Source organism: Nocardiopsis sp. NPDC006832, from assembly GCF_040635885.1.
Taxonomy (GTDB): domain Bacteria; phylum Actinomycetota; class Actinomycetes; order Streptosporangiales; family Streptosporangiaceae; genus Nocardiopsis.
Genome location: NZ_JBEYLC010000006.1, coordinates 24,119 through 49,727, shown reverse-complemented (window position 1 = coordinate 49,727; position 25,609 = coordinate 24,119). Strand labels below are relative to the sequence as shown.

Genomic DNA, 25,609 nt, shown 5'->3' with positions numbered 1-25,609 from the left:
CGCTCCGGGTTTCCAGGCCCCTGACCGCCCAGGGAACGTGATCCGTGCCTCGAACGCGCGGGGATGTGGGAGCACGCCGCGCTGCGCGGGACGGCCTTGGCGTGAAAGACTTTCACCGCAGACGGTGCGCTTGTGCGCGCACCATCGTACGCACAAGGAAACGGTGAACGATTCACATGGCTAAGAAGGACGGTGAGGTCGCACCGGTCGTCCTCGGGATGGTCGCCGGTTTCGCGGCCGAGTTCGTCACTCGCAAGGCGCTGACCTTCGCCTGGACGCGCGCGACGGGCGAGGAACCTCCGACGGACCTGGAGTCCCCCGACGTGAGCCTGGGACGCGCCCTGAGCTGGGCCGTGGTCGCGGGTGTGGGCGTGGAGGTGGCCCGGGTCCTGGCCGTACGCGCCACCCGAAAGCGGTTGGTCGGGTCCGGCGGACGCGACCTGGAGATCTGACCGCGGATCCGACCACGGCGCGTGTGGGGCCCGCCCCACCTCGACGAACGGGTGGCGGTGGACGGCTCACCCCATCGGGATCCTCCCCGTCTGGAGTCGGCCGTCCACCGCCCGCCGTCGTCGCGCCCACCGCCGTGCGGGACCCCCGTTCACGCGGAGGCGGCGGCCCGGTCACCCAGGGGTGACCGTCACGGGTCCGTTCCCCGGTCCCGTCGGGTTCCCGGGACCATCGGGGGTCGGGGGACCCGCCGATCGATCAGGCGCACTCCTTGCAGACCAGCTGGCCGGCGCGCTGCTCGGCGAGCTGACTGCGGTGGTGCACCAGGAAGCAGCGCGAGCAGGTGAACTCATCGGCTTGGCGGGGCAGTACCCGGACCGCGAGTTCTTCGCCCGACAGGTCCGCACCGGGCAATTCCATGCCCTCGGCCACCTCGTCGGGGTCGACGTCGATGGTGCCGGTGCCCTTGTCCACGCGCCGCGCCTGCAGCTCCTGGAGGCTGTCCTCGTTGATGTCCTCGTCAGTCTTGCGCGGGCTGTCGTAGTCGGTGGCCATCTCTGCTAACTCCATCCCCCTCGTTTAGTGCCTCATCGCGCGGGTGTAACGCTTGAGAGACCTTGGTTGTGCCCGAATCGGCCAATGAGTTTTCCCGAAGTCCGTGTTCGGTGCCCCCTCCCGGGTCACCTTCCACAGGTCAGTAGCATTTTCACGAAATCGTGACCGGAGGCGGCCAATAATCGATGGCCCCTGCACTGGTCGTTCTCGTGTACTACCCAACGTCGAGCGTCTCGTAGACCGGAAAACACGTACGCGCCCACAGGAAGGGCAAGTATGGAACACTCCCCCGGGCCGGGGCGATAACCAAGACATGCCCATGTCAGGAGGGATTCCCTCCGTGTCCACGCCCGGGGAAGCATACCCACCCCGGCTCGTGGCTCGTGACAGGGGTGGGCGTGTCTTCGGACACGTATAAATACCACGAAGCGTGGACGGGCGCAGCTTTGGAAGCGTGGGGACGGTGCGCCCCTCTTTTTCCGATGGGTGCTTCGGAAGGTGGAACCCGCCGTTTCCTCAACGGCGGTCGGCGCTCTCGCCGCCCTGCCCGGGTGAGGGCGGCAGACACACGGTGACGACCAGACCGCCGCCGGCGCGGGGCCAGGCGGTGACCACGCCCTCGTGGGCGCGCACCACCGAGCGCACGATGGACAGTCCCAGACCGGCACTGCGGCCCGAACCCACACGGTCGCCGGAGCCGCGCCGGAACGGTTCGAAGAGACCCTCGATCTCGTAGGCGGGGATGACCTTGCCGGAGTTCTCCACCTGGACCGCGGGCATACCCTCGTACATGCCGCTGCGCACGGTGATCTCACCGTCCTCGACGTTGTACTTGAGGGCGTTCTCCACCAGGTTGGCGACCAGTCGTTCCAGCAGGACGGGGTCGCCCACCACCAGGGCGGGACGCAGGTCCTGACGCAGGGAGAGACCGGAGGAGTCGATGCCCCCGGACAGTTGGCTGAGCACGGTGCCGGCGACCTCGCCCAGGTCGACCTTGGCCTTGACCTCCAGTTCGCGGTCGGTCTTGGCCAGGAACAGCAACCCGTCGATGAGGCGTTCGTGGCGGGCGTTGGTCTCCAGGAGGGTGTGCCCGACGCTCTTGAGGTCGGCGGACACGTCCGGGGCGCTCAACGCCACTTCGAGCAGGGTGCGGTTGATGGCCAACGGCGTGCGCAGTTCGTGTGAGGCGTTGGCGACGAAGCGCCGTTGCCCGTCGAAGGCACGGTCCAGACGTTCCAGCATGCCGTCGAAGGTGTCGGCGAGCTCACGGATCTCGTCGTCGGGTCCGGACAGCGCGATGCGTTCGTGCAGGGAACGTTCGGACAGCCGTCGGGCTATGCGGGTGATCTTCTGCAACGGCGAGAGCGCCCGCCCGGCCACCGCGTACCCCAGCGCCACCGCGAGCAACCCGACCAGGAACAGCGCCAGCAACGAGAAGCGGGTGACGTGGGTGAGGACCTGTTCGATGTGGTGGCTGTGCTCGATGAGCTCGGCCAGGCTCTCCTCGGCCAGGAGCGCGTTGAGCAGGACCGCGACGACCAGGTAGTTGACCAGGACCAGCACGGAGCCCGCCGCGAAGAAGAGCATCCCGTAGATGAGGGTGAGGCGGGCCCGCAGGCTGAGGTTGTCGGTGAAGCGATGAACCGTGGAGTGGGCGGCCGAGCGTTCGGTGCTCTCCCCACCGGGCGCCACCGAGTTCAGGCTGCGCCACGTCCCGGTGTCCCCGGGGCGAGTGGCCTCCACCTGTCCGGGTTCGGGACGCTCGCCCGGTCTCACAGTCGGTACCCGGCGCCGGGAACCGTCTGGATGACCTGTGGGCTGCCGAGCTTCTTGCGCAGGGTCATGACGGTGACCCGGACGACGTTGGTGAAGGGATCGGCGTTCTCGTCCCAGGCCTTCTCCAACAGGCCCTCGGCGCTGACCACGGTGCCCTGCGCGCGCATGAGCACCTGCAGGACCGCGAACTCCTTGGGTGTGAGGCCGATCTCGCGGCCCTCACGGTGCACTCGGTGGTTGGCCGGGTCCAGGGTGATGCCGTGGCGTTCCAGTACCGGTGGCAGCGGCGGCGCCGAACGGCGGCCCAGGGCGTGCACCCGGGCGATCAGTTCGGGGAAGGCGAAGGGTTTGGGGAGGTAGTCGTCGGCGCCCAGGGTGAGCCCGTCGACCCTGTCCTGGACCCCGTCGGAGGCGGTGAGCATCAGGATGCGGCCGTTGTAGGCCTCCGCGACCAGGGTGCGGGCGACCTCGTCGCCATGGATTCCGGGGAGATCGCGGTCGAGGACGACGACGTCGTACTCGTTGACCGCGGTGTGTTCCAGGGCCGTGTCGCCGTCGTAGACCACGTCCACCGCCATGGACTCCCGCCGTAGTCCAACGGCCACGGCGTCGGCCAGGACCCGTTCGTCTTCGACCACGAGTACTCGCAACGTTGTCCTTCAGGGGGGTCGGGAAACAAAAAAGGGGGCCGCTGCCGGCGCATCCCCCAACACACCGGCAGCGGCGTTCTCGGTCCCGACCGCGTCAACCGTTCTCCCACGATCGGGGTAAGGACACGGTAAACCCGTTCGGGGAACACTGTGAAGTGTTCCGCTCGTCCTCTACCCCCGTGTGTCACGGGCGCTGGGCCGGGAGTCTGTACGACCCCTGTGCGCGGAGTGGTCGCCGCCGGCGAATCCCCCAACCGCCGGCGACGACTCAACCCCGCACATCTCAAATCTGACACATCAACAATAAGAAATGAGTAAGCACTGGCCACTGCCGAAAAATGTGTCTTGGGACACTCTTTTCCACGACTTCACTCGGTGCCACGACCCCCTTCCTCGCGGGACCACTCGGCGGACCATGGTCGCCACTGACGGGCGGATTTCCGCTTTGCGGAATCTGGATCTGAATCACGGAAACATCACCGTGCGGGGGGTGGAGGTTTGACCTGGGTCACAGTGAGGTAGACGTAGGAAACGCACGCGTGGACACCGGGCCCTGCCCGGACCGCGACGGGCGTTCATGTCACAGGGTCGTGACGACTTCGGTTCGTGCCACGTGAACAGCGTGGGCACACGCATGTGCACCGGTGCGCCACCATGCTCCGGTGCCTACCCCTGGAAGAGGTGCAATGGGCGAGTTCATGGCGGAGATCAAGGTCCGTATCAACGAGACCTACCGGTCGCTCCAGTCGGCGCAGGCCGCCGGGGACGACTTCCTCGCCGACACACATGCGTCGGAACTCGAGGACCTGTACCGCATCGCCGCCCGAAACGGCGTCGACACTCTGCACTAGCCGGAACAAGGCGGGGCGGCGGACCCGGGTCGGCCGCGCCCGCCCACGAACATTTCGACCCCGGGCGTGATCCGCCCGGGGTCCCTTGTGTCCGGTGAGGACCGTCGGCCGTCAGCCGTCGGTGTCGGCGCCCAACGGCGCCAAGAGCGCGTCGAGCCGCTCGTACAGGCCGGGTCGGGCGGCGATCACCAGGTCTTCGGAGGGCGGCCCGCCCCCGGGACCTCCCAGGCGCACGCCCGCCTCGGTGGCGACCAGACCGGGCGCCGCCCAGTCCCACAGGTTCAGGCCCCGCTCGTAGTAGGCGTTGCAGCGCCCCACCGCCAGGCCGGTGAGGTCGATAGAGGCCGCTCCGATCCGTCGGATGTCGCGCACGTGCCCCACCACCTCGGTCAGCACCCGCGCCTGGTGGACCCGTCGGCCCGCCGAGTACCCGAACCCGGTGGCCACCAGGGCCTGGTCCAGCGGCACCGCGTCCGGGGCGCGCAACGCGCGACCGTCCAGCCGCGCCCCTCCGCCCAGGACCGCCTCGAACATCTGCCCGCGGGAGGGGACGCCGACCGCCGCGGCCACGACCACCCCGTCGATCTCGGCGGCGATCGCCACGCCCCAGTCCGGGGAGCCGTACAGGTAGTTGACGGTGCCGTCGATGGGGTCCACCACCCAGCGCACCCCGCTGGTGCCCTCGACACCACCGCCCTCCTCACCCAGGATCGCGTCGTGCGGCCTGACCGCGAGCAAACGGTCGCGGATGAGTTCCTCGGTGGCCCGGTCCATCTCGGTGACGACGTCGGTCGGGCTGGACTTGGTGTCCAGGACGGTGATGCCCTCCTGTCCCTTGGCCGCGAGTTCCCCGGCCTCCGCGGCCACGGCCACGGCCAGGTCCCGCAGCTTCCCTCGGTCGTGTGGGGACTGGCTGGTGCTCACTGCTGCCCTCTTCCGTTCTGGGCCCCGAACGCGGCTGTCCGGGCACTCTCCTGGCACCCTACGCGGCGAGGATCCTCCGGCCCCGGGCACCATTGGAACACCGTTGGAACATCGAAGCGGGGCCCGGTGGACTCTCCGTCCACCGGGCCCCGCCGGTCGTTCACCCGGCCCTGGCGAGCAGGGTCAGAGCAGGTCGGGCTTGACCCACTCCTTGCCGTGGACGTGGTGGTCCAGGAAGGCGAAGATCGTCTCGTACCAGACCTGTGCGTTGCCCGGGCTGAGGATCCAGTGGTTCTCGTCGGGGAAGTACAGGAACTTGGCCTCGACCTCGTGCAGGAGGAGGTCGCGCCACAGCTTCAGGCCCTCACCGATGGGCACCCGGTAGTCCTTGTCGCCGTGGATGACGAGCATGGGCGTGCGGATCTTGTCCGCGTGCAGGTGCGGGGAGTTGAGCTCGTAACGCTCCGGTCGATCCAGCGGCGTACCGAACTCGCTCTCCCAGACCGGCGGGTAGTCCGTGGTGCCGCTGAAACCGTCCAGCTGCCACAGGGACGCGTGGGAGACGATGGCCTTGAACCGGTCGGTGTGCCCGGCGATCCAGTTGGCCATGTAACCGCCGAAGGAACCGCCCATCATGGCGGTGCGCTCGGCGTCGATGTCCTCGCGCGCCTCGGCGGCGTCGGTGATGGCCATGACGTCGGCGTGGGTGCGCGGCCCCCACTTGCCCCAGGCGCGGCGCAGCATGTCCTGGCCGTAACCGGTGGACAGGGCGGGGTCCGGGAGCAGCACGGCGTAGCCTCGGGCGGCGAGCAGCCACGGGTTCCAACGCCAGCTCCACCCGTTGAAGCTCATGTACGGGCCGCCGTGGACCCAGAGCATGAGCGGGGCGGGCGAGTCGGCGGAGGCCTCCTCCGGCAGCACCAGCCAGGAGCGGATCCGGGTGCCGTCGTCGGCGGTGGTCTCGATCTCGGTGAGCGTGCCCGGCATGGACAACTCCGAACCCGGGGTGCGCAGGTAGGTGGGTTCGCCGTCGGTGACGTCGGCGTCCAGGCGTACCGGCGCGGGCGGGTGGTCCCAGGCGTCGCGCATGGCGAAGACGTGGCGGCCGTCCGGGGAGGGGTTGAGTTCGCTGTAGGCGCCGTGGTCGCCGGTCAGACGAGTCAGCTCGCCCGAGGCCACGTCCACGCGGAACACGGGGCGGCGGCCGTTCTGGTCGGCGACGAGGAAGACCGTGTTCGAGTCGGCGGACCAAGCGTAGTCCCGCGGCCAGAGTTCGTGGCCTTCCAGCAGGTCACGACCTTCGCCGGTGGCCGGGTCGACGATCCAGAGGGTGGCGTCACGGGGCTCTCCGTGGTACTCGCCCTCGGAGTCGGCGTACACCAACAGACGGGCGCCGTCCGGGGAGATGGAGGGGGACCCGAACTCCAGTGCCTCGTCGGGGCCACCGGCGATGGTGCGGCGTCGTCCGGTGGCGGTGTCGATGGCCACGACCTCGCTGCGGCCGGCTCCCTTGGAGGTGGGCACCGACCAGGTCACGTACACGGTGGAGCCGTCGGGCGACACCTCCGGGGCCGAGCCCAACAGGGCCATGCCGGCGTCGGGGGTGAGGTCCCGGGGCTCGCCCAGGCGGGAGTCCTCGTCCTCGGGCGGGGTGGCGGTGAACAGGCGGGGGTGGTCGGGACCGACGTCGCTGTCCCAGGAGCGCACCGGAAGGGCCTCGTGCAGGATCGCGGTGACCCCGGCCTCCTCTCGCGCCTTGCGGGCCTCGGAGTCGGCCTCCTGGTCCTGTGAGCGAGGCAGCACCCGGCCGGTGAAGGCGACCAGGCCGCTGTCCCGGGCGATCCCGAAGGCACCGACGCCACCGTGGGTCGAGGCGACCTGACGGGCCTCGCCACCGTCGGCGGGCAACAGCCACAGCGCCGCCTTGGGTTTGTCCTCGGAGGCGGACTCGGGGTCGGGACGTCCGGTACCGAAGAGCACCGAACCGTCGGGGAGGAACTCCGCACTCGACTCGCCCTTGGTGGAACGGGTCAGTCGTCTGGGCGCGCCCGCGCCCTCGGACTCCGGAGCGACGTCGATCTCCCACAGCGCGCTGCGGAAGGACTTTGCGTCCGGGGCGATGTCGCTCACGGGCGCGACGAGGCGGGTGCCGTCCGGGGACAGGCGCAGCCCGTTCACGCGGCGTAGACGGACGTACTCCGGCAGTTCATACCAGGAACGAACCAAGACAGATACTCCTGAAACCGTCGACTTGTGGTCGGGGACGACCCTATCGTCCGCGGTGACCCGCATCACCACCGGGTTTCCCGTCTTCCCACCTCAGAGGTGGTCAACATCGTTGACCCACACCCTCAGGACGGTACGGTCGCACCACCCGACGCGACGCCGCCCATGACCCCGAGGATGTGGCGCAGGCTGTTGTCGACGTGCTCCGCCGCGGCCCGGGCCGCGGCGTCCTCGGCCCCCTCGTGGACGGCGCGGCAGATCCGGGCGTGCTCACGGGCGCTGAGCACCATCCGCTCGGGCGTACGGCGCGCGAGTCGGCGTAGCCGCCGCAGGTGCCGGCGGACGGAGGTGAGCGAGTCCGCCAGGTAGGGGTTGGCGGCGTTCTCGGAGACCGCGGTGTCCAGGCGGTCGGTGAGCGCGTAGTAGTCGGTGTCGTCGACGCCCTCGCCGGCCTGTTCCAAGCGGGTCTCCCACTCGCGGAAGTCCCCCGCCAGTTCCGCGAACACCGAGCGCTCCCAGGCGCGGGCGCACAGCCGTACGGCGTAGGTCTCCAGCGCCTCGCGCATCTGGAACTGGTGCACGATGTCCTGGAGCGCGATCTCGGTGACGAAGGCGCCCCGGCCCGGACTGATCCGTACCAGGTCGTCCCTGGTGAGGCGACGCAGAGCCTCGCGCAAGGGCGTCCTGGACACGCCCAGGCGCTCGGCCAGCCGGGTCTCGTTCAGGTGCGTGCCCGGGGCCAGCTCCCACTCCACGATCTCCTCGCGCAGCCGCTCGTACACCAGATCGCCCTGTCCCACCCGTGCTCCCCGTTCCCGAGATCCACCATCGCCGTGCCGCTTGACATCGTTCCACGTGGGCCGCCAAGCTCTTCCCGGATTGTATACAAACGGTATCCAGCCCATGGGCGGGTCGATCACCAGGCCCGCCGTGCCGGTACCGAATCGCTGAGAAGGGCCCGAGGATGAGAGCGACCACACGGCTGCGAGCACTGCTCGACGGGGACGGCACCCACGTCGCCCCGGGGGTTTTCGACGGGCTCACCGCCCGACTGGCCGAACAGAGCGGGGCCGAGCTGCTCTACGCCAGTGGCGGCGCGATCGCGCGCGGCCACGGGGTGCCCGACATCGGGCTACTGGGGGTCACGGAGGTCGCGGACCGGCTGGCCCAGATCACGGCGGTGACCTCGCTGCCGGTCATCGCCGACGCCGACACCGGATTCGGCAACGCCGTCAACGCGGTCCGCACGGTGGGACTGTTCGAGCGCGCGGGGGTGGCCGGGCTCCATCTGGAGGACCAGACCTTCCCCAAGCGCTGCGGGCACCTCGACGACAAGTCACTGGTCCCCACCGCCGAGATGGTCGGCAAACTACGCGCGGTGCTGGACGCGCGGACCGACCCCGACCTGGTCGTGATCGCCCGTACCGACGCGATCGCCTCGGAGGGCGTGGAGGCCGCGCTGGAACGTTCGCGCGCCTACCTGGAGGCCGGGGCCGACGTCATCTTCGTGGAGGCTCCGGAGAGCGTGGAGCAGATCGAGCTGATCGCCGGGGAGATCCCCGAGCCCAAGCTGATCAACATGTTCCACGGGGGCAGGACCCCGCTCGTGTCCAAGCGGCGCCTGGCCGAGCTGGGGTACCGCCTCGTCATCATCCCCTCCGACCTCCAGCGGGCGGTGATCAGGGCCGCCCAGCGCACCTTGGAGGCCATCGTCCGGGACGGCGACAGCTCGGCCGTCGCGGACGAACTGGCGTCGTTCGCCGAGCGCGAGGAGATCGTCCGGACCGAGGACTACCTCGCACTTGGGACCTGACCCCGGCCGACACCGTGAGGGTCAGTGCCGCTCACAGCACCGGCCACCGCCCTCGTTGCAGCGCGGCAGGGAGGTGAGCCGCCGTTCCTCGCCCTGCTCGGTGTACTCGCGCACCAGGTCGGAGACCATCGACACGAACGCCGGGTGCGTACCCGGGCTGAGAGCGCGCGCGTAGTCCACGCCGAGTTCCTCGGCCGTCTCACGCGCCTCGACGTCGAGGTCGAACTTGACCTCCATGTGGTCGGAGACGAATCCGTGCGGAATGACCGCCACCGCGCCCACGCCCTCGTCGGCCAGTTCCCGCAGCCGGTCGTTGATGTCCGGCTCCAGCCAGGGTTGACCGGGCGGACCGCTGCGGGACTGGTAGACGACCTCATAGGGGTGGTCCCCACCGACCCGTTCGGCGACCAGGCGGGCCACCGCGGCCAACTGGGCGCCGTAAGCGCCCTCCGGCCCAAAGGTCTGCCCTGGACCGCCACTGGCCTCGGCCATGGTCATGGGGATGGAGTGCGCCGAGAACAGCAGGTGCGCGCTCGCACGCTTGTCGGCGGGCAGCTCCTCCAGGGCGGCGCGAGCGTGTTCGACCAGGGGTTCGATGAACCCGGGGTGGTCGTAGAAGGGACGGATCAGCTCGACCTCGGGGGCGTCCGGGCCGAGGTCGGCCAAGGCTCGCTCGATGTCCTCGTGGTAGGCGGTCCGGCTGGACCAGTTGCAGTACGCGGAGGTCGGCATCGCCAGGATGCGGCGGATACCGTCCTTCCTCATCCGCGCCAGGGTGTCGGTGAGCATCGGCGCCCAGAACCGGTTGCCCCAGTAGATGGGCAGGTCGATGCCCTGTTCGGTGAAGTCGGTGGTGATGGCGGCGAGCAGGTCCCGGCACTGCTGGTTGATCGGGCTCACTCCCTTGAACAGGAAGTAGTGCTCACCGACCTCCGCCAACCTTTCGCGGGGGATGTTGCGCCCGCGGGTGACGTTCTCCAGGAACGGGATGACCTCGTCCTCGCCCTCCGGTCCACCGAAGGAGATCAGCAAAAACGCGTCGTAAGGCCTCATGCTGTTCATGTAACCAGTTTCCGAGGCCCGCCCGGATCCGCCCCCACCCCATGTCGTGGGACTTGCGGCCTGGAAGTGACCAGCTCCACTCAAGACTCTGGTCACATAAGTGACCGGTCGGTAATGTCGCCGCATGACTGATGTGTTGTGGCACACCTGGGCCGACACCTACCAGGCCCGCCCCCGTCGGACGACGACCCCCGGCGGCACCGAGGAGGTCGCGGCGGCGGTGATCACCGCGGCGGCCGAGGACCTGCGGGTCCGTATGGTCGGTACGGGTCATTCCTTCACGGACGTGGCCATCACCGACGGGCTACTGCTCTCCCCCACCTCCCTGACCGGATTGCGTTCGGTCGACCCCGTGGCCGGTACCGCCACCGTGGCCGCGGGCACGCCCCTGTGCGATTTCAACGACGCCCTGGCCGAGCGGGGTCTGGCACTGGCCAACATGGGCGACATCGCCGTTCAGACCGCCTCGGGCGCGGTCCAGACGGGGACGCACGGCACCGGGCGGGACGCGGGCGGCCTGGCGAGCCAGGTGGTCGGTATGGAGATGGTCCTGGCCGACGGTTCGGTGGTGGAGTGCTCGGCCGAACACGAACCGGACCTGTTCCACGCGGCCCGGGTGGGGTTGGGCGCGTTCGGCGTCGTCACGGCGTTGACCTTCGCGGTGCGCCCGGCCTTCCTGTTGCGGGCCGAGGAGGTGCCCATGCCCTTGGACGAGGTGTTGGAGCGGTTGCCGGAGCTACGCGCCGACAACGACCACTTCGAGTTCTTCTGGTTCCCGCACACGGGCAACACCAACACCAAGCGCAACAACATCAGCGAAGGCCCGCCCCGGCCCCTGGCTCCGTTCAAGGCGTGGTTGGACGACGAGTTCCTGTCCAACCGGGTCTTCGAACGGGTCAACCGGGTGTGCCGTCGCTTCCCGGCGACGGTCCCCACGGTCAACCAGATCAGCTCCCGGGCGCTGTCGGCGCGCTCCTACACCGACGTCTCGCACAAGGTGTTCGCCTCGGTGCGCAACGTACGCTTCGTGGAGATGGAGTACGCGATCCCCGCCGAACACGTGGCGGACGTCCTGCGCGAGGCGCGTTCGATCGTGGATCGCGGCGACCATCGGGTGAGCTTCCCCGTGGAGGTGCGCTTCGCCCCCGCCGACGACGTGTGGCTGTCGACCGCCCATGAGCGCGAGAGCGCCTACGTGGCCGTGCACATGTACCAGGGGACGCCCTACCGGGAGTACTTCGCGGACCTGGAGGCGCTGTTCACGTCGGTGGGCGGACGCCCGCACTGGGGCAAGTTGCACACCCGCGACCGTGCCTATCTGGAGGGGGTCTACCCGCGGTTGGGCGACGCCCTGGCGGTGCGGGATCGAGTGGACCCGCACCGCCGTTTCGGCAACGCCTACCTGGACCGGGTGTTCGGCTGACCCGTGGTCGGCGGGTGATCAGCCCGTGGGCGCGGACTCGCCCCGGGCGCCGTTCTGGGGAGCGCCGTCCTGCGGGGCGTCCCCTCCCTGGCCGCCGTCGCCCGGTCCGGGTTCGGCCGGCTCCTCGGGCAGTTCCGGTTCGGGTTCCTCCGCCGGCGGTTCGGCCGGGTCGGTGGGCACGGTCGGGGTGTCGGTGCCCTGGTCGCCCGGGGTCGTTCCGGGTTCGGCCGGCTCCTCGGTCCCCGTTCCGGGGGCGGTTTCCGTCCCCTCCTCCTGTGGCCCCTGGTCGCTCTCGGAGGTGTCGGTGTCCTCATCGTCCTCGTCGTCCTCCCCGGGGTGGGCCGGGGCGGACTGACCACCCAGCAGGGAGGGCGAGGTCGGCTCGTCCTGGCCCTGGGTCCAGGCGGTCAGGGAGCGCCCGGTGAGCAACTCGAAGGCCAGGACGACCAGCATGACCAGGACGAACACCACTCCGGCGGGGATGAGGACGGCGCGCAGGCCACGCTTGGGGCGTGTTCCCCCTTCCCCGGTCGTGTCCGAAGCCACGGCGCCGGAGCGGTCGCGGGGCCCTACCGAGGGCAGGAGTTCGGTCGGCTCGCCCGGGACCGGGTCATGGGGCCGATCCGGGTCGGCGGGATTTCCGAATCCGTGTGCCAGGGTCCGACCGGGCAGATCGTGCCCCAGGGAGGGCATGGCCATGGTCCGGGTGGCGTCTTCGGGGTCCTGGAAGACCGCGGGGGCCCGGAAGGCGGCCGTGGCGCCGAGGTCGTCCCTCTCGATGGCCGATTCCGGCCGTTCCGCGAAAGGAGCGTCGTGGGGATGCTTGGCCTTCCCCGCCAGACCCTTGGCCCGTTCTCCGCTGCGGGTGATCCAGTGCTGGATCACCGGTGTGGCGCTGGTGCTGAGCACGGCCATGACGGCGGTGCCGATGACGGTTCCGTAGACGTTCAGGTAGGAGGCGGCGGTCGCCGCGGTCAGGGTGGCCATGCCGGCCCCCACGACCTGGGCCACGCTCAGGTCGATGCGCTTGCCCTTGTCGTCCTTGTCGTCCTCGCCGCGTCGATCGTCCCGGGCGTCCTCCGTGTCATGGTCCGCGCGATGGGCCCGGCCGGTCGATCGACCCCGCTCGTTCGGCCCACCCCCGTACTCCGGTCTGGGCATGGTGTGCGGTCCCCCTCCGTCGGCCGCGCGTGGGCGCGGCGGGACACTCGTCATGGCATGGGATGGGCGTGTGGTGGGGCAGATATCCCCGTAGGCCCCAAAGTTCACATAACGCCCATAGATGGATACCTCACCTTAAGGGGGGCAGGCCTCTGATAACGCCATCAAATAAGAAGCATCACCATCTGGCGTCCATCGGCGTGTCGAGTTGCGAATCATAAGATGGGTGATGTCTCTACTTGGCCCGAAATCGGAGTTTTTCCCAGGCCTGGGGTGATTCGAGGTACGCGGGATACCATCACCGCGGAGCCTTCGTACGGGATCGGCGACATTCACCGACGATCGCTCCCGGTCGCGCAAGGCTCACCGTGTCAAGATTGGCAACGGAAGCGACCGTGAGGGCCCCGGGCACCCGGGGTCGACTCCCACCGTGGTGACCACCACGGGCCGGGAGGCGGGCACAGTTCGGACATGCCGGGCGCGGTACTGGCCGAACAGTTGTCGGCCGACCAGACTTGGAGAACGCGAGGGACGGTCTATACCGACCCTCGACGGGACGTGAAAGGGAGGGCGATGCACGAGCTTCGCCTCGTGGCCGTGAGCGAGGACGGCACCTACCTGGTGCTGGCCAGCACCGGTCGTGGAACCCGATTCATGCTGCCCGTCGACGACCGCCTGCGAGCCGCCGTACGCGGCCAGTTCTCCCGGCTCGGCCAGTACGAGATCGAAGTGGAGAATCCGTTGCGCCCCAAGGAAATCCAGGCCCGCATCCGGTCCGGCGAGACCGCGGAGGCCATCTCCGAGATCTCCGGGATACCCATCGAACGGGTGCGTTGGTTCGAAGGACCCGTGCTCCAGGAGCGCGAGTACATCGCGCAACAGGCCCAACGCGCCACCGTGCGCGCCCAGGGCGACGCCGTACCCGGTCCCTCCCTGGAAGAGATCGTCACCAAGCGGATCGGCGCCCACCAGTTGGAGACCGGCGACGCCGTGTGGGACTCCTGGAAGCGCGAGGATCGCACCTGGCAACTCAAGCTCGTCTTCCTGCAGGGTGGCGACGAGCGTGTCGCCCACTGGCTGTACGAGCCCAGACACAACTCCGTCGCTCCGGCCGACGAGGAGGCCGCCAGGTTCTCCTTCGAGGAGGCCGCCAGGTTCTCCTTCGAGGAGCCCTCGCCGGCCTCGCCCGCGGCCAACGTCACCCCGTTCGCCCCGCGCCGCAACGAGGCCACCACCGACCTGCCCCGCCTGGACGCACAGTCCGCCGCCGAGCGCCGCCCTGGGCACATCGCTCCGCGTCGCCTGTCGTCCGCGCAGGACACGCCGTTGGACGAGCCCCTGCGCCCGGCCCCGCAGACGGACCAGTTCGGGGTCCCGATCCGCGAGGAGCCCGGGCACCCGACGCGTCAGCGGCCCGAGCGGGTGACCGAACGCCCCGCGGAGCGGGCTCCCGAACGCGGGTCGGAGCACACACCTCAGGAGGCACCACCCGCCGCCCCGATGCCCGGTTTCTCGCGGAACGAGCCACCGCGGCGCCACCCCATGGCGGAGCCGCCCACGCGACCCGAGCGGCCCGCCGAACGTCCGGTGGAACGCCCGGTCGAGCACCCCATGGAGCGGACCGAACGCTACGAGGAGCCCGAACCGGTGCGCCCCTCGGCCGTGTTCGACGAACCGGAGCCCGAACCCCGATACCTGTCCGAGACGCGTGGCCGTCCCGATTCCCCGGGAACCCCGGACTGGCTGGACGCGCGTCCGGCGCCGGCACCGGCTCCCGATCCCGAGCCGGCCCCGCCCGCGGCCGAACCCGAGCGACCGCGTCGACGTCGCGCCACCATCGACCTCAACGACAAGGGCACCCCACGACGAGCCGTGGACGAGCAGCCCCCGGTCCCGGCCGCCGCGGGCGGCACCAACGGGGCCACCGGGGCCAACGCCGGGAACAGTGCCGCTCCCAAGCGCAAGGGGCGAGGACGCCGCGCCTCGGTTCCCTCCTGGGACGAGATCATGTTCGGTTCGAAGAAGAACGAGTAGGCGCCACCCGCCGAGGCGAGGGGGCGATCACCGGTCGGTGATCGCCCCCTCGTTCCCGTCCGGGGTCCTCCCGGCTCGTGGAACCCGTGGCTCAGGTGGTGTCCCGGTGTGGACCCTGGTCGTCCACCAGGAAGGGCCGCACCATCTCCGGGGTGATGCGCCCGGCGAAGTCGACCGACTCCTCCAACGAGGCGTCCTGGGCCGTGTAACCGCCCGCTCCGGCGCCCACGGTCACCTGGAGGTCGGCCAGCCCCGAGCGACGTTGGAACAGCGTCTGGGTCCAGGTCCACCCGATCACCGCCGACCGTTCCACCGTGGCCTGGCCGCGCTGCAACGAACCCGAGCGCACGCTCACCCGTTCCCCGTCATAGCCGTGGCCCAAAGACCGGTACCGGTCCACCGCCAAGGGCACCCCTAGCAGCGCGAGCACCCCGGCCGCGACCGTCAACCAGACCAGGTCCAGGTAGAGGGCCACCGCCGCCACCACGACGAACGGCAGCACGGCGCGCGTGAAACGCCGGTACAGGGCCGCCTGCGGGTGACGGGTGAGCCGGCCTCGGAACAGGTCCAGGGCGCGGTCGACCACCGCCTCCACCTTGGGGCGGGGTCCGATGGGCAGCAGGACCGCACGGTTGGCGGTGTCTCCCAGCCCGGTGACGATGGCGCGCAGTCGCACCGCGCCACGGGTGCGTTCGAGAGGGTTGTCCCGTAGCTCGCACCCGCGGATACGGCGCCGTTCCAGGGTGACGCTGCGGCGGGTGAACAGACCGCGTTCGGCCACCAGGGAGCCGTCCCGGCCCCGGAGCGTGAACCCCCAGTGGGTGAGGGCGTAGGAGACCACCGCGAAGACCGGCATCAACAACACCAGCACACCCGCGGACACCGCGGCGAACACCACAAGGAAGCCTCGATCGGTACTGGTCACCCAGTCCACGAGGAAGTCGGTGGCCATCTGCCCGGCGGACTGTTGGACCATGCCGAACAGGGTGGCCAGGAGCACGAACGGGGTCACCAGGTGGCCCACGCTGAGCGCCCCGAACAGGTACCAGCTCCGGGGCATCCGGAAGTAGGTGACCGTGTCCTCGCCCGACGCGGCCACGGGCCCGGAGGCTCCCGCCCCGGCGGTGGCGGCGGTGGCGGAGGCGATGCCGTCCTCCCCCACGGTGGCCGCCTCCTCGCTCCGTCCGCTGAGCACGGCCTTGCGGTGCAGCAGGACCGTGCGCAGACGTTCGGCCTCGGTGGCGTCCACCGCGTCGAGTTTGCCGTCCTCGGTCTCGCCCGCCCCCGACGCGGCCTCGATGCGCACCACGGCCACACCCAGCATGCGGTGCAGCAGGCTGCTGGTGACGTCGACCCCGCGCACCCGTTCCAGGGGGATGGTGCGCCGGGAGCGTCTGATCAGACCGCTGCGGATCTCCAGGCGTTCCTCGCCGATCTCGTAGCGGAAGGTCTTCCAGGTGACGAACCCGCCGATGAGCAGTCCCAAGACCGCGAGCAGGGTGGCGGTCAGGATCCAGGGGTTGAACCCGCCGACCACCAGACCGGCGGCGATCGGCAACAGCAGGCCCCGGATCTGGATGATGGGTCCGACAACCAGGGTGCGCGGGCTGAGCCTGCGGGCGGTCTCCGCTCCGAAGGGCGAGCCTTGGCCGGCGGGATCCTCACCCCACCAGGAACGGGGAGCCTCTTCCCCTGGTGGGGTGGGTCCAGCCGGTCCAGCGGGTCCGGCGGGTTCGGCGAAGGTGGGGGCTCCGGGGGGCGCGGGCCACCAGTGGCTCTGCCCCTCGACGGGGGCGTACGGGCCCGAGGGAGGTGTGCCGGGCCCGGAGGACTCAGGGGTGCCGGAGGTACTGCCGGGCGCGACCCAACCACCGGACCCGGTCTCGGGTCGATGGGTCTCGGGGTGCTCGTGGGGGTCGTGTCGTGGATCCATCAGGTGGCGTCGTCCCGAAGCGCCCCGGCGCGCACCGCGAGTTCCTCACTGAGCCGGCGCGCCTCCTCGGCGTCCAGACCTTCGATGGTCGAAGAACCGGCGTAGGAGGCGGTGCGTACCTGGAGCGTGGCCACGTCGAAGACCCGCTCCAACCAGCCCTGGGTATGGTCGACCGTCTGCAACCGGTTGACCGGCACCAGCTGCCAGGCCCGGCTGATCCAGCCGGCGCGGGTGTAGATGACGTCCTCGTTGACCTCCCACCTGTGCACCCGGTAACGCCATGAGGGCACGATGGCGATCTTGAGCAGGGCGTACAGGACGTAGACGGAGGGAAAGACCCAGGCGTTCTCGTGCGCCCACGTCGGCACCCAGCCCCAGGCGAAGTTGCCCAGGGCCCAGGCCGCGGCGCTGATCAGGGCCAGGTTGAACAGCGCTCCGAAGGCCATGCGCAACGTCCACACCCCGATCGACCGGCTGCTCACCCTCCGTAGTGGCGGGCGTAGTCGGGCCACGCCCGTCCCCGGGTCCGCTGGGTCGGGTGTCTCCCCCGGCCGGGGTACGGCGTCGTGGGGCGGGAAGTTCGTCACCCGCCCGAGTCTAGGCCGTATCTTCAAGGCCTCCGCTGGGCCCCGGCCCCGGCACGCGCCCTATTCCATCGGCCGGCGCCCTCACCAGGTCCTCCGAGAAAGCAGGGGACGTGGGGAAGGGCTCGTTCCGGTCCGGTGTTCCTTCCACAGCGGGACACCTGCACCTCCTGACACCCGGAGCTGACATTTCAGGGCGTCAGGAACGAACGCACATATCAGCGTTCTGTCAGCACCGGTCGGCACACTGAGGACAGACGCTGAAACGGAGGAACCTGATGACCGACGCCATTCGCGCGGAAGGTCTGGTCAAGGAGTTCAAGGGCGCCCGTGCCCTGGACGGAGTAGACCTGACCGCCAGGACGGGGGCCGTGCTGGGCGTCCTGGGACCCAACGGATCCGGGAAGACCACGACCGTACGCATCCTGTCGACGCTGTTGCGCCCCGACGGCGGATACGCCACCGTCGGCGGGTTCGACGTGGTGCGCCAACCCCACGAAGTGCGCCGACAGATCGGCCTGACCGGCCAGTACGCCGCCGTGGACGCCGAGCTGACCGGGACCCAGAACCTGGTGCTCATCGCCCGCCTGTTGGGCTTCGATCGGGCCCAGGCCCGGACCCGGTCCGCCGAACTGCTGGAGCGCTTCGGGCTCGCCGACGCCGGCGGGCGCGCGGCCAAGACCTACTCGGGAGGCATGCGCCGCCGACTGGACCTGGCCGCGAGCCTGGTCGGGCGCCCGGCGCTGCTGTACCTGGACGAACCGACCACCGGTCTGGACCCGCACAGCCGCAACGGCCTGTGGGCCGTGGTCCGTGACCTGGTGGGAGACGGGGTGACCGTGCTGCTCACCACCCAGTACCTGGAAGAGGCCGACCAACTGGCCGACGACATCATGGTGTTGGACCACGGCAAGGTGATCAGCCAGGGGACACCCGAGGAACTCAAGAACCAGGCCGGCGACCAGGTCCTGGAGCTGCGCACGGTGGACAGCGCTCAGCTGCCCCTGGCGACCAAGATCATCGAGGCGGTCACGAGCGCCCCCGTCAACAGCGACGGACTGGTGGCCGGCGTGCCGGTCAACGACGCCTCCATCCTGCCCGAGGTGGTCCGTCGCCTGGACGAACAGGGTGTGGCCGTGGGTGAACTGTCCCTGCGCAAACCCAGCCTGGACGAGGTGTTCCTGGCCCTGACCGGGCACACCGCCGAGGCCACGGAGACCGACAACGACCCCGAGGGAGCTCGCCCGTGAGCACCGTGACCACCCGGCCATCGGCCGCCTCCTCCGGACCCGTACCGCACATCCCACAGCGGATCAGCCCGCTGGTGACCGTGCAGAACGGGCTCCAACTCACCTGGCGCAGCGTGCTGAAGATCAAGGCCAACCCCGAAGAGGTCTTCGGGCTGATGCTGCAGCCGGTCATGTTCGTGACCCTGTTCGTCTTCGTCTTCGGTCAGGCGATGATGGGCGACTGGCAGACCTACCGGGACTTCCTGATGCCCGGCATCATCGCGCAGTCGGTCATCTTCGCGACCATGGGCACCGGTTTCAGCCTGAGCCAGGACGTGGAGAAGGGGATCTTCGACCGCTTCCGCTCGCTGCCCATCGCCCGTTCGGCGCCGCTGATCGGTGCGATCCTGGGCGACCTCGTCCGTTACGCCATCACGGTCGTCATGGTGCTGCTGGTCGGACTGGCCATCGGGTTCCGACCAGAGGGCGGGGTGGTCGGTGTGCTGGTCGCCGCCGCCCTGATCCTGCTGTTCGCCTTCGCGCTGTGCTGGATGTCGGCCTTCGTGGGGATGCTCGCCCGCACCCCCATGGCCGTGCAGTCCTTCGCGATGATCCTGTTGTTCCCACTGACCTTCGGTAGTTCCGCGTTCGTCGCACCCGACGACATGCCGGGCTGGCTCGCGCCCATCGCCGCGAACAACCCGGTCACCCACGTGGTGGACGCCATGCGCGCGCTGATGATCGGTGGCGACGTCGCCGGACCGGTGACCTGGACCCTGGTGTGGTCGGTCATCATCACGGCGATCTTCTTCCCACTGGCGGTGTGGGCCTACCGGCGCCGCACCTGAGGGACCACCGTGTCCACCCGAACGTCCCGCCCACCGGGACATTCGGGGCTCAGGGCTCAGGGCTCAGGGCTCAGGGCTCAGCGGCGCCAGTCTCCGGCGTCGACGTCGTCGGGCACGATCGGCTCCAGCCACCGCGCCGTCTTCTCCAGGATCCGCGCTCTGGGCGTCTCGCGCCCCCGGGTGATCAACCGCTCCACCTCGGCCTCTCCCAACGTTCGGGCCAGGCGCGAACGCAGGGCCTCGATCCTGGCGGAGGCGGTTCTGAGGACCCCGCGCAATCCAGCGCTGTACCCCAACAGCTCCGCGGCCCATCGGGGATCGGTGTCCTCGGTCAGCCGGGAGAGGATCTCCAACGCGCCCAACCCGGACATGTCGGACCCGTTGCGGGAGAGCCACCACGCCCGCCCCGCCTCGGCCCAGGCCCGTTCGACGTCCCCCTCGGCCCAGGCGAGTTCGGCGGACAGAGTGCGCCAGGTGGGTTCGATGTAGACCGGCGCGAACCCGCCCAGACCACGAACCAGGGGGTCTGTACGTTCCAGCAACCGTCGGGCCCCCGCCAAGTCCCCGGTGGCCTGCATCCAGTGGATCCTGATCATGTGATGGGTGACCCGGTGCTCGTCCTGTGCCGTTTCGGCTTGAATCCTTTCGAGTTCGAGGGCGGCGTCGTCCGTGTCGCCGAGTTCGACCAGGATCTGGGCCATGAGAGTGCGAAAGAGCCCGCCGAGCCCATCCAGCCCGGAGCCCTCGGCCAGGTCGATGCCCTCCCGGAGCAATGCACGGGAGCGTTGCAGGTCGGTGGCCATCGTCGCGTCCACGAGCTGGGCCAGGGCGTTGCACTGTCCCCACACGTCCCCGCACTCGCGCATCGTCGACAGGGCGATCTCCGCCCGTGCGCGAGAGCGGGCGGCGTCACCGAAGACCGCGTCGAGCATCGACAGCGACAGGTACACCATCGCCCGGGCCCAGGGATCCTCCTGCCCTTGGAGAGCCATCTCCGCCCGTGCCCGGGCGGGGCCGTCTGGGTCACCCTCGGTCATCGCCCGGTAGACCAGGCAGGAGATGAGCACCGGATGCCGCTCGACCTTCGTCCCACCGGCCTCGCACACCTCCTCCACCCGGGCCAGGCGTTCCAGCAGGACCGCGCGCCCCGAGGCCATCTCTCCCGCCTTGTGGAACAGACAACCGGCGTAGGCGACCTCCCTCCCCGGCGGCACCTTCTCCCCCACCAGCTCCAGTACCTGCTCGGACCAGCGATGGATCTGCCGCCAGGCCCCGTCCAGTGTCCAGTACCACTGGGTGTACTCCACCAGGTCCAGGGCCAGTTCGGCGTCACCGCTCTCCAACGCCCAGTGGAAGGCGGTGGTGCAGTCGTCCACCTCGCCCCTGAGCCGGTCCAGCCAGAGGACCTGTCCGGGTCCGCGCAAGCCGGGGTCGGCCCGCCGCCACAGTTCCAACACGTGCAGGGCGTGGGCGTCGCGGACCCGCGTCTCCTCCCCGGACTCCACCAGGCGCTCCCACCCGTAGGCCCGGACCGTCTCCAGCTGCCGGTAGGCGGGCGGCGCGTCGTCGTCGGCGCGTCTCTCCGCGATCACGAGGGACTTGTCCACCAGCGCGAACAGAACCGTCCACACGTCCTGTCCGGCGAGCCGACCCGGTTCCCCGTCGGGGTCGGCCACCACCCGTTCGATCGCTTCCAGGGTGGCGCCGCCGGGGAAGACGGCGAGCCTGCGCAACAGTCGACGTTCGGCCTCGTCCAGCAGCTCCCAGCTCCAGTCGACCACCGCCCGCAGGGTGCGGTGACGAGGCAGCGCCGCCCTGCTTCCGTTGGTGAGCAGACGGAACCGGTCGGTGAGGCGTTCGGCGAGCTGCCCGGGGCTCATCACCCGAAGGCGGGCGGCGGCCAGTTCCAGGGCCAGCGGCATACCGTCCAATTCACGGGTGATGCGCACGACGTGGTCGACGTTGCCGGGGGTGAGGCCGAACCCCGGGTGTGCCGCCTGCGCGCGGGCGACGAACAGTTCCACCGCCGAGCAGTCCAGGGCCCGGTCGACGTCGGCCCCTTCCGGTGGCAGGTCGAGCGAGGGGACCGGAAGGAGGGCCTCACCCGGCAGGCCGAGCGGCTCCCGAGAGGTGGCCAGCACTCGCAGACCCGGGCAGCGGGCCAGGAGGGTCCGGACGAATCGTGCGGCTTCCTCGATCAGGTGCTCACAGTTGTCCAGCACCACCAGGCAGGGACGTTGGCCCAGGCGTGCGGCGATCCGGTCCGTCGGCGTGACCTGCGAGGCCCCGGTGCGCGCCGTGATGACGTTGAGTTCGCGCAGTTCGAGGGCGGCGGCGACGGCCTCGGGCAGTTCCTGCCCCTGTCGTACCGGTGCGAGTTCGACCCACCACACTCCTTCGCCCACCAGAGAGGGTGACCGTTCGACCAGGGTCGCGGCGGCCTCGGTGGCCAGGCGGGTCTTGCCCGCGCCCCCGGGGCCGGTGAGGGTGACCACGCGGGTGGTGGTGAGCCGGTCGACGGCCGCCTCGACCTCGGTCTCGCGCGCGACGAACTCGGTCAGGTGGTGGGGCAGCCGGAGCGGCGGCAGCGGCCCGGCTCCCGGTTCGTCACCTCCGGGCGCGGAGTCGGGGGCCCCGCGAGCGGCGGCCCCCTCGGGGCGCGGCGGGGTCGATTCTCCGCGCAGCAGGTCCAGGTGCACCCGTCGCAGCCGGGATGAGGGATCCAACCCCAGTTCGTCGGCCAACCGGCTCCGGAAGGTCTCGTAGCAGGCGAGCGCGTCGGCGGTGCGCCCGCTCCCGGCCAAGGCGCGCATGAGCAGTTCGACGGGGCGTTCACGGTGCGGGTCCCCGGACGCCAACGCCTCGGCCCTGGGCAGGGCCTCCGTCGCCCGACCGAGGGCGACCCGGGCCTCCAGAAGGTCCTCGACCGCCGTGCGATGGGACTCCCCGAGGCGCAGGGCGACCTCCTCCGCCAGACCATGGGAGGTGAGGTCGGGCAGGGCGGGCCCGCGCCACAGTTCCAGGGCCCCGTCCAGGGAGAGTTCGGCCCGTTCGTATCGACCGGCCGTCAGGTCGGCCCGGCCTCGTCCGGCCAGGTCCTCGAAGACGTGCAGGTCCACCTGTTCGGGGGTGACGTCCAACCGGTATCCTCCACCGTCACCGAACAGGCCGATCCCCTCGCCCAGGGCACGGCGCAGGCGTGAGGCCAGGGCCTGCAGGGCGTTGCCCGCCGAGTTGGGGACGGCCTCGCCCCAGATGGCGTCGGTGAGTTCCTCCACGGCCGATGGGCGCCCTGGCCGGAGCAGGAGCAGCACCAGCAGGGTACGCAGGCGGGCGCCGCCCACGGCGACGGGCTCGCCCGAGGAGTCGAGCACCTGAAGGGGACCGAGAATGGAGAACCACACGGCTTCATGATGACCGATCCTCCGGACCGACGCCTTCGGTTATCCACAGGCCCATCGGCCATGGGGGTCCCGGTCCCGGCCCCATCGACCGGCCCGGCACCCGCTCCCGAGAGTCACCGGGGCTCGCCGGACCACAGTAGGGTTCGCTCAGGACCGTGTGACGGCGCCGGATACGGCCCTCGCGCGCACGGTTCCACCGCGACGGGTACCGGGGCCTACCTCCCGTGTGCCGGGTCCGGTGCACAGCGAGTCTCGCCTTATGGCCCGAAAGTCCAGCAGGAGCCCCATTTTGTTCCCGGTCTTGCCTTTCACCCGGACCGTCGCCGAACGCGGCGCCCCCCGCACCCGTCCCGATGCCCGTGCGGGTGCCGTCGTAGCGGGGGCCGCCCTGCTCGCGTCGACCGGTTGTGGCGTGCTCAACACGGAACTGAGCGGCGAGATGCCCACCGACATCAACGTGATCAGTCCGATGATGCAGGAGGGGCAGCCTCTGCCCGCCAGTTACACCTGCGAAGCCGAGGGTGAGTCGGTCTCCCCGCCGTTGAGCTGGTCGGGCCTGCCCGACGACGTGGGTTCCATCGCGCTGGTGGTCGACGATCCCGAGGCCGCCTTCGTGTTCTGGGTCGTCACCGACCTGGACCCGCAGCTGGTGGAGCTTCGACAGAACACCGTGCCGGCCGACGCCAAGATCGGTCAGAACAGCTCGGGAGAGGCCGCCTACGGGGCGCCCTGCCCCGCGGAGGACGACACGCATTCCTACCGGTTCACGGTGTACGCGTTGAACGAACCCCTCGATCTGCCCGAGGGCGCGGCACTGGACCTGACGCTGGAGAACATCGCCGCGCAGGCCGTGGCCAGGGGCTCCCTCATCACCAACAGCGGGTGAAATAGCTCATACCGGCCATTTCACACCCGGCCTCGCCTTCCCCCCAGCGGCCCGGGAACGAACCGAGGAAGCTCCCGTTGCCCTCTGCACACAGCGCACGACAGCACATACAGTAGGGCTGTGTCCCCCGCCCCTTTTCAGATGACCGATTTCCGCCCACCCGCCGCGCGGTATCCCGGTTCGAGACCGCAGCGGGGCTTCGGCGCCCACTTCGCGAAGGCGGAGTGGGTCCGCGACCCCGCGATCGGCCGGAACCAGTGCGCTACCCTCCCCCGGCCGGTCCTCATCCGACCGACACCCGGTGCGCCCCGGACGCGGCAGACCTCCCCAAGGTAGTGCGTACACCATGACCGTCACCATCATCATCATCGCCGTCATCGTCGTGCTCGCCGTGCTGGTGCTCCTCCTACTGGGGATGCGGGCGCTCAGCCTCGGCTCGAACGACGACTATGACGACGACTACGACGACGACGTCCAGGACGATCGCGACGACCGGCCCGCCCGAGGCCGGGGTCGAGGGCGGGCCGACCTCGACGGCGATGACGAGGGGGACCGTGGTCGCCGGCCGAGCAGGCCGGAGCGACGGCCCAAGGGGCGGCGGCAACGCGAGGTCGACTGGGAGGACGACTCCGACGGGCTCTCCGACAACGACTTCTGGTCGAGTCTGAACGACGAGGGGCCCGCGCAGACGAGCCCCCGGGACAGGGGCAGGGACGACGCCTACGACGCGGGGGACGTCGACGGCTATGAGGACTACGACGACGAACCCGTGCGCGGTGGCCACCCGGATCAGGGCCCACCCACGATGGTCGACGCCCCGGTCGAGGACCGGGTCCCGCGCGGAAGCGCCTCGGACCTGGCCATGCTGGCCGGCCTCGGACACAGTGAACCCCCGGGCGCCCCGCCGCCCCAGCGCCCCGAACCACGACACCCGGAGCCGCGGCACAGTCCCGCCGCCCTGGACTCGGGCCCCACTCCGTCGGCGCTTCCGCCCACGCAGGGGTTGCCCCCGTCGCAGCCGACCACGCCCATCGACTCCGGGGTGCGCGCCGACGATCCGCTGGGCACCGGTTGGACCCCACCACCGCCTTCGACGGGGGACCCCTTCGAGGGGCGTGAGCCGCTCACCCAGTCCGAGCGGCTCGGGTTGAACGAGGGGGGCGACGTTCCCGACCCCTACGGCTCGGACCGCACCCCCCTGGGGACGGGGTCGGGTTCCTCCGACCCGCTCGACCCGGGTTTCCGGCCCAACCCCGGCGAAGACTTCAGGTCGCCGATCTGGTCCAGCATGGACACCGGCGCCCACCAGCGCTCCGACCTGAACGGCTACGGCATGCCCGGTACGCCGAGCACACCGAGTGGGTCCGGTCTCGGTGGCCCCTCGGGCGCCATGCCCGCGCCCGGTCAACCCATGGGCGGCCCGAACGTGCCCGGCCACCCGGCCCCCGGGCCGGGTTCGGATCCGCTGACCGGCGGTTACCCGTCCGGGGCGTTCCAGGGTGGGCCCTACGCTCCCGACCTCGCCGACACCAACTCCTTCGGCCGGCCGGAGTACGACACCGGAACCCACCAACGCAACCCCTACGACAGCGGCACCCACACCCGGCCGAGCCACCAAGGCGGGCTCACACCACCCCGCCCCGAATACGACACCGGCCAACACAGCCGCCCCACCTACGACACCGACTCCTTCACCCGACCCGAGTACGACACCGGAACCCACCAACGCAACCCCTACGACAGCGGCACCCACACCCGGCCGAGCCACCAAGGCGGGCTCACACCACCCCGCCCCGATAC

Annotated in this window: 20 protein-coding genes; 9 read left to right on the top strand and 11 right to left on the bottom strand. The window is 70.2% G+C overall.

From position 1 onward, the window contains the following. The first annotated feature begins 176 nt into the window (after window positions 1-176). A complete protein-coding gene (locus tag ABZ717_RS04595) occupies window positions 177-452 on the top strand; it encodes a DUF4235 domain-containing protein (RefSeq protein ID WP_358505549.1) in 276 nt (91 codons plus the stop codon). A 256-nt stretch (window positions 453-708) separates the two neighbouring features. On the opposite strand, the gene ABZ717_RS04590 is transcribed toward ABZ717_RS04595, so the two are convergent. The 3 genes from ABZ717_RS04590 to ABZ717_RS04580 all read right to left on the bottom strand — a co-directional run bounded on the left by ABZ717_RS04590 (window position 709) and on the right by ABZ717_RS04580 (window position 3,431). Next, entirely contained in the window at window positions 709-1,005 is a 297-nt protein-coding gene (locus ABZ717_RS04590) for a DUF4193 domain-containing protein (RefSeq protein ID WP_013153901.1), read from the bottom strand. A 516-nt stretch (window positions 1,006-1,521) separates the two neighbouring features. Further along, complete coding sequence (locus tag ABZ717_RS04585) at window positions 1,522-2,781, bottom strand: ATP-binding protein (RefSeq protein ID WP_358505546.1); 1,260 nt, start codon at window positions 2,779-2,781, stop codon at window positions 1,522-1,524. Continuing rightward, complete coding sequence (locus ABZ717_RS04580; protein WP_358505543.1) at window positions 2,778-3,431, bottom strand: response regulator transcription factor; 654 nt, start codon at window positions 3,429-3,431, stop codon at window positions 2,778-2,780. Before ABZ717_RS04580 ends, ABZ717_RS04585 begins: the two co-directional genes overlap by 4 nt. 686 nt (window positions 3,432-4,117) lie before the next feature. Between ABZ717_RS04580 and ABZ717_RS04575 the strand changes: the two genes are divergently transcribed. Beyond that, on the top strand, window positions 4,118-4,282 hold the full coding sequence (locus ABZ717_RS04575) for a hypothetical protein (RefSeq protein WP_190318366.1): 165 nt from the start codon (window positions 4,118-4,120) through the stop codon (window positions 4,280-4,282). A gap of 111 nt (window positions 4,283-4,393) precedes the next feature. Here the strand turns inward: ABZ717_RS04575 and ABZ717_RS04570 are convergent, their stop codons facing one another. The 3 genes from ABZ717_RS04570 to ABZ717_RS04560 all read right to left on the bottom strand — a co-directional run bounded on the left by ABZ717_RS04570 (window position 4,394) and on the right by ABZ717_RS04560 (window position 8,232). After that, window positions 4,394-5,206, bottom strand: coding sequence for an inositol monophosphatase family protein (locus tag ABZ717_RS04570; protein ID WP_358505540.1), 813 nt, complete (start codon window positions 5,204-5,206; stop codon window positions 4,394-4,396). A 183-nt stretch (window positions 5,207-5,389) separates the two neighbouring features. After that, a complete protein-coding gene (locus ABZ717_RS04565) occupies window positions 5,390-7,432 on the bottom strand; it encodes a S9 family peptidase (protein ID WP_358505537.1) in 2,043 nt (680 codons plus the stop codon). Window positions 7,433-7,557: 125 nt separating this feature from the next. Beyond that, window positions 7,558-8,232: a GntR family transcriptional regulator gene (locus ABZ717_RS04560; protein WP_358505534.1), complete on the bottom strand. Its 675-nt coding sequence runs from the start codon at window positions 8,230-8,232 to the stop codon at window positions 7,558-7,560. Window positions 8,233-8,396: 164 nt separating this feature from the next. On the opposite strand from ABZ717_RS04560, the gene ABZ717_RS04555 reads away from it, so the two are divergent. Beyond that, window positions 8,397-9,245, top strand: coding sequence for an oxaloacetate decarboxylase (locus tag ABZ717_RS04555; RefSeq protein ID WP_358505531.1), 849 nt, complete (start codon window positions 8,397-8,399; stop codon window positions 9,243-9,245). A gap of 21 nt (window positions 9,246-9,266) precedes the next feature. On the opposite strand, the gene ABZ717_RS04550 is transcribed toward ABZ717_RS04555, so the two are convergent. Next, entirely contained in the window at window positions 9,267-10,298 is a 1,032-nt protein-coding gene (locus ABZ717_RS04550) for a ferrochelatase (protein WP_358505800.1), read from the bottom strand. A gap of 133 nt (window positions 10,299-10,431) precedes the next feature. Here ABZ717_RS04550 and ABZ717_RS04545 point away from each other — a divergent pair, with 133 nt between their 5' ends. Then, window positions 10,432-11,730: a D-arabinono-1,4-lactone oxidase gene (locus ABZ717_RS04545; RefSeq protein ID WP_358505529.1), complete on the top strand. Its 1,299-nt coding sequence runs from the start codon at window positions 10,432-10,434 to the stop codon at window positions 11,728-11,730. Window positions 11,731-11,748: 18 nt separating this feature from the next. On the opposite strand, the gene ABZ717_RS04540 is transcribed toward ABZ717_RS04545, so the two are convergent. Beyond that, a complete protein-coding gene (locus ABZ717_RS04540; RefSeq protein WP_358505526.1) occupies window positions 11,749-12,891 on the bottom strand; it encodes a hypothetical protein in 1,143 nt (380 codons plus the stop codon). Window positions 12,892-13,464: 573 nt separating this feature from the next. Here ABZ717_RS04540 and sepH point away from each other — a divergent pair. Further along, window positions 13,465-14,925: a septation protein SepH gene (gene sepH, locus ABZ717_RS04535; protein ID WP_358505524.1), complete on the top strand. Its 1,461-nt coding sequence runs from the start codon at window positions 13,465-13,467 to the stop codon at window positions 14,923-14,925. A gap of 91 nt (window positions 14,926-15,016) precedes the next feature. Here sepH and ABZ717_RS04530 read toward each other — a convergent pair whose 3' ends face one another. Together ABZ717_RS04530 and ABZ717_RS04525 are read right to left on the bottom strand one after the other, a co-directional pair. After that, the gene (locus tag ABZ717_RS04530; RefSeq protein WP_358505521.1) at window positions 15,017-16,858 is read right to left on the bottom strand and encodes a PH domain-containing protein; all 1,842 of its coding nucleotides are present in this window, start codon (window positions 16,856-16,858) and stop codon (window positions 15,017-15,019) included. After that, window positions 16,858-17,445: a PH domain-containing protein gene (locus tag ABZ717_RS04525; protein WP_358505518.1), complete on the bottom strand. Its 588-nt coding sequence runs from the start codon at window positions 17,443-17,445 to the stop codon at window positions 16,858-16,860. Before ABZ717_RS04525 ends, ABZ717_RS04530 begins: the two co-directional genes overlap by 1 nt. A gap of 275 nt (window positions 17,446-17,720) precedes the next feature. Here ABZ717_RS04525 and ABZ717_RS04520 point away from each other — a divergent pair, with 275 nt between their 5' ends. Together ABZ717_RS04520 and ABZ717_RS04515 are read left to right on the top strand one after the other, a co-directional pair. Next, the gene (locus ABZ717_RS04520; protein WP_358505515.1) at window positions 17,721-18,692 is read left to right on the top strand and encodes an ATP-binding cassette domain-containing protein; all 972 of its coding nucleotides are present in this window, start codon (window positions 17,721-17,723) and stop codon (window positions 18,690-18,692) included. After that, a complete protein-coding gene (locus ABZ717_RS04515) occupies window positions 18,689-19,519 on the top strand; it encodes an ABC transporter permease (protein WP_358505512.1) in 831 nt (276 codons plus the stop codon). The genes ABZ717_RS04520 and ABZ717_RS04515 overlap by 4 nt, the downstream gene beginning before the upstream one ends. A gap of 77 nt (window positions 19,520-19,596) precedes the next feature. Here the strand turns inward: ABZ717_RS04515 and ABZ717_RS04510 are convergent, their stop codons facing one another. Further along, window positions 19,597-22,923 carry a BTAD domain-containing putative transcriptional regulator gene (locus tag ABZ717_RS04510; RefSeq protein ID WP_358505509.1) on the bottom strand — a complete coding sequence of 1,109 codons (3,327 nt, stop codon included), beginning with the start codon at window positions 22,921-22,923 and terminating at the stop codon, window positions 19,597-19,599. 289 nt (window positions 22,924-23,212) lie between these two features. Between ABZ717_RS04510 and ABZ717_RS04505 the strand changes: the two genes are divergently transcribed. Then, window positions 23,213-23,809, top strand: a complete 597-nt coding sequence (locus ABZ717_RS04505; RefSeq protein ID WP_358505506.1) for a YbhB/YbcL family Raf kinase inhibitor-like protein — start codon at window positions 23,213-23,215, stop codon at window positions 23,807-23,809. Window positions 23,810-24,155: 346 nt separating this feature from the next. Beyond that, window positions 24,156-25,609: hypothetical protein (locus ABZ717_RS04500; RefSeq protein ID WP_358505503.1), on the top strand; the 1,454-nt coding region annotated here is incomplete at its 3' end.

Bases quoted from the DNA above. Each gene is read 5' to 3' on its own strand.
- ABZ717_RS04595 (WP_358505549.1), top strand. From the start codon at position 177: ATGGCTAAGAAGGACGGTGAGGTCGCACCGGTCGTCCTCGGGATGGTC.
- ABZ717_RS04590 (WP_013153901.1), bottom strand. From the start codon at position 1,005: ATGGCCACCGACTACGACAGCCCGCGCAAGACTGACGAGGACATCAAC.
- ABZ717_RS04575 (WP_190318366.1), top strand. From the start codon at position 4,118: ATGGGCGAGTTCATGGCGGAGATCAAGGTCCGTATCAACGAGACCTAC.
- ABZ717_RS04555 (WP_358505531.1), top strand. From the start codon at position 8,397: ATGAGAGCGACCACACGGCTGCGAGCACTGCTCGACGGGGACGGCACC.
- ABZ717_RS04550 (WP_358505800.1), bottom strand. From the start codon at position 10,298: ATGAGGCCTTACGACGCGTTTTTGCTGATCTCCTTCGGTGGACCGGAG.
- ABZ717_RS04545 (WP_358505529.1), top strand. From the start codon at position 10,432: ATGACTGATGTGTTGTGGCACACCTGGGCCGACACCTACCAGGCCCGC.
- ABZ717_RS04540 (WP_358505526.1), bottom strand. From the start codon at position 12,891: ATGCCCAGACCGGAGTACGGGGGTGGGCCGAACGAGCGGGGTCGATCG.
- sepH (WP_358505524.1), top strand. From the start codon at position 13,465: ATGCACGAGCTTCGCCTCGTGGCCGTGAGCGAGGACGGCACCTACCTG.
- ABZ717_RS04530 (WP_358505521.1), bottom strand. From the start codon at position 16,858: ATGGATCCACGACACGACCCCCACGAGCACCCCGAGACCCATCGACCC.
- ABZ717_RS04520 (WP_358505515.1), top strand. From the start codon at position 17,721: ATGACCGACGCCATTCGCGCGGAAGGTCTGGTCAAGGAGTTCAAGGGC.